Source organism: Parvibaculum sp. (assembly GCF_035511255.1).
GTDB lineage: Bacteria > Pseudomonadota > Alphaproteobacteria > Parvibaculales > Parvibaculaceae > Parvibaculum.
This window is the reverse complement of the sequence record NZ_DATKFR010000011.1, coordinates 1-3,044: the sequence shown is the minus strand read 5'-3', so window position 1 is coordinate 3,044 and position 3,044 is coordinate 1. Positions and strand designations below refer to the sequence as shown.

Sequence of the window (3,044 nt, the reverse complement as noted above, 5' to 3'; positions counted from 1 at the left end):
CAGTTCGGCCCGGTGCTTCCGGTCATCAGCTACAGCGATCCGGAAGACGCGGTCGCCCGCGCCAACGCCTCGCCCTACGGCCTCGGCGGCTCGATCTGGTCGTCCGATCTCGACCGCGCCTATGCGCTGGCCGAGAAGATGGACTCAGGCTCCGTCTGGGTGAACAAGCACGCCGAACTCGCGCCGAACATTCCCTTCGGCGGCGCGAAACAATCCGGCCTCGGCACCGAACTCGGCGAGGAAGGCCTCGCGGAATTCACCCAGCTGAAGATCATCAACGTCGCCCGTTGAGGCGATCCGTACACGTTGACGCCGCCGCTCGGGAAACCGGGCGGCGGCGTTTTAACGGGCGATCGGTGTCATGCACTGGCTGTGTGGCATTGCTATTGGCGTCAAGCCGGGCTCGGTCCGGCATCCAGCTTTGCGCGTTGCAAGGCATCAACGTGGATTCCGGCCTTCGCCGGAATGACGGACCGGAAAGGACTCGATATGCCGGGGCCGGGAGTGCCGGCGCATACTCGCTGAAAAATCACCCGGTCCGGTCGGAAGCTGGTGCCCACGGAGTGGATTGAACACTCGACCTCTCCCTTACCAAGGGAGTGCTCTACCACTGAGCTACGTGGGCCGCTTCGAAGTCCCCGGCAAGCCGGGGGAGGGGCAATGCCAAATCAGGGCCACCCCCTTTCGGGCGCGCGGAAAGTGCCACAGCCCGCCCCCCCGATCAACAGGGAATGGGCCCCGGCTTTCCGCCCGCGCCATCCTTATAGTCCCATGGAGTTGACGCCCGGTTTCCGATGGGTCATATGCGAGGACCGGATGGAGCCTCGAGAGAACCCCATGTCCATGAAATCCAAGGCCGACGACAACCGCACCCGCGCCCCCCACGGCCAGGGTCCCGCCCGTGGCCAACAGGCCAAGGAAGCCCGCCTCGCCGAGGCGCTGCGCGCCAATCTCCGCAAGCGCAAAGCCCAGGCGAAAGGCCGCGATGCCGACGCTGACGGCAAGGGTAAGGACGGCAAGTAATCAAAGTCCTGCCTCCCCTTCAGGGGAGGCCGACCGGCAAGGCCGGTCGGGTGGGGTGCGCGGCGCCTGATTGTTTCGCTGGCACCCGACTCTGATCGAAGGACCCCACCCTTGCCCTCCCCTGAAGGGGAGGGAGACGGTTCCGCAAGGTTTCCCCCACTCGCCCGTGACTCTTCCGGCCCGCCCCCCTATAAATCCGGGGATGTTCGGGGCATATGGGCTCCGGGCTCCGGCATCGGACCCATCATGGACACCATTCACATTCGCGGCGGCCGCCGGCTTTCGGGCTCGATCCCGATCAGCGGCGCGAAAAACGCGGCCCTTCCCCTGATGACGGCGGCCCTGCTGACGGCCGAGCCGGTCAAATTCACCAATGTTCCGGCCCTGACCGACGTGCGCTCGCTGGCCAAGCTCCTCGGCGTGCTGGGGGCGAGCGTCGAGCGCAACGGCGACAGCGTGACGATCTCGACGCCCGAAATCGCCTCGACCACCGCGCCCTACGAAATCGTCTCGCAGTTCCGCGCGAGCTTCTGGGTGCTCGGCCCGCTTCTGGCCCGTTGCCGCGAAGCCAAGGTCTCGCTGCCCGGCGGCTGCGCCATCGGCGCCCGGCCGGTCGATCTCTACATCAAGGGCCTCCAGAAGATGGGCGCCGAGATCGACCTCGTCGAAGGCTATGTGCTGGCGAAGGCGCCGGAGGGTCTGAAGGGCGCGGTCATCCGCTCGCCCATCGTCTCGGTCGGCGTCACCCACACGCTGATGATGGCGGCGACGCTTGCCGAGGGCGAAACGATCCTCGAAAACGCGGCGCGCGAGCCGGAAGTCTCCGATCTCGCCCATTGCCTCGTCTCGATGGGCGCGAAGATCGAGGGCATCGGCACCTCGACGCTCCGCATCGAAGGCGTCGAGAAGCTGAAGGGCACCACTCATCGCGTCATCGCCGACCGCATCGAGGCCGGCACCTATGCGATCGCCGCCGCCATGACGGGCGGCGAGGTGACGCTCGAAGGCGTCGAGGCCGAAACCTTCGACGCGGCGCTCTCGGTGCTGCGCGCGGCGGGCGCGGGCGTCGATGTCCAGCAGGGCCAGGTCCGCATCTTCAGGAACGGCGAAAGGCTGCAGGCGACGAATGTCGTGACGCAGGTTTTCCCGGGCTTCCCGACCGATCTGCAGGCGCAGTTCATGGCGCTGATGACGACGGCGGACGGCGAATCCGAAATCACCGAGACGATCTTCGAAAACCGCTTCATGCATGTGCAGGAACTGGCGCGCTTCGGCGCCGACATTTCGCTCCACGGCGACAAGGCGCTGGTGCGCGGTGTCGAGAAGCTGAAAGCCGCCCCGGTCATGGCGAGCGACCTGCGTGCCTCGGCGGCGCTGATCGTCGCCGCGCTCGCCGCCGAAGGCGAGACCACTATCAACCGCGTCTATCATCTCGATCGCGGCTTCGAGCGCATGGAAGAAAAGCTCGGCGCCTGCGGGGCCGAGATCTGGCGCGCGAAAGCGTCTTGAGGGACCGATGAGCGATTTGAGGCTGGGTGCGGAAGACGCTGCCGATCTCGAAGTGATCTCGGCCTTTCTGCAGGACGCGGTGACGAAGGTCGGCGATCTCGCTTTCCTTCCTCATGCGCGCCGCTTCGCGATGGTGCTGAACCGTTTCCGCTGGGAAGGCGAAACGGAAACCGGCAAGAGTGCGGGCGCGCTGCGCACGCATGAACGCGTCCGCGCGGGCCTTCATTTCGAGAATGTCTTGAAAGTGCAGGCGCGCGGCATCCGCCAGGAGTATGCCGACGGCGTCCTCAATCTCCTTTCGATCCGCTTCGACGAACTCGATGCGCCTTCAGGCATCGTGACGCTCACCTTCTCGGCGGGCGGCGAGCTCAGGCTTGAAGTCGAGGCGCTCGATGCGCATCTTTCCGATCTCGGCCTCGTTTGGCCGACGCCGAACCTTCCGAAGCATGATGATTGATTGGTCGTCATTGCGAGGCCCGTCAGGGCCGAAGCAATCCAGAAAGCCGCGCATG

General features: G+C 65.8%; 4 protein-coding genes and 1 tRNA gene. 4 read left to right on the top strand and 1 reads right to left on the bottom strand.

What is annotated here, in order from left to right; translation table 11 throughout:
• A partial coding sequence (locus VMR03_RS00325) for an aldehyde dehydrogenase family protein (RefSeq protein ID WP_325401129.1) occupies positions 1-291 on the top strand: 291 nt, incomplete at its 5' end.
• A 259-nt stretch (positions 292-550) separates the two neighbouring features.
• Here VMR03_RS00325 and VMR03_RS00320 read toward each other — a convergent pair.
• Positions 551-625 (bottom strand) — tRNA-Thr (locus tag VMR03_RS00320).
• A gap of 212 nt (positions 626-837) precedes the next feature.
• On the opposite strand from VMR03_RS00320, the gene VMR03_RS00315 reads away from it, so the two are divergent.
• The 3 genes from VMR03_RS00315 (at position 838) to VMR03_RS00305 (ending at position 2,989) form a co-directional block, all read left to right on the top strand.
• A complete protein-coding gene (locus tag VMR03_RS00315; protein WP_325401127.1) occupies positions 838-1,023 on the top strand; it encodes a hypothetical protein in 186 nt (61 codons plus the stop codon).
• A gap of 246 nt (positions 1,024-1,269) precedes the next feature.
• Positions 1,270-2,532 carry a UDP-N-acetylglucosamine 1-carboxyvinyltransferase gene (murA, locus tag VMR03_RS00310; protein ID WP_325401125.1) on the top strand — a complete coding sequence of 421 codons (1,263 nt, stop codon included), beginning with the start codon at positions 1,270-1,272 and terminating at the stop codon, positions 2,530-2,532.
• A gap of 7 nt (positions 2,533-2,539) precedes the next feature.
• Positions 2,540-2,989 carry a DUF2948 family protein gene (locus VMR03_RS00305; RefSeq protein WP_325401124.1) on the top strand — a complete coding sequence of 150 codons (450 nt, stop codon included), beginning with the start codon at positions 2,540-2,542 and terminating at the stop codon, positions 2,987-2,989.
• The last annotated feature ends 55 nt before the right edge of the window (positions 2,990-3,044 follow it).

What these genes read in the sequence shown, in the direction of transcription:
- VMR03_RS00305 (WP_325401124.1), top strand. Translation starts at nt 2,540, where the DNA reads ATGAGCGATTTGAGGCTGGGTGCGGAAGACGCTGCCGATCTCGAAGTG.
- murA (WP_325401125.1), top strand. Translation starts at nt 1,270, where the DNA reads ATGGACACCATTCACATTCGCGGCGGCCGCCGGCTTTCGGGCTCGATC.
- VMR03_RS00315 (WP_325401127.1), top strand. Translation starts at nt 838, where the DNA reads ATGTCCATGAAATCCAAGGCCGACGACAACCGCACCCGCGCCCCCCAC.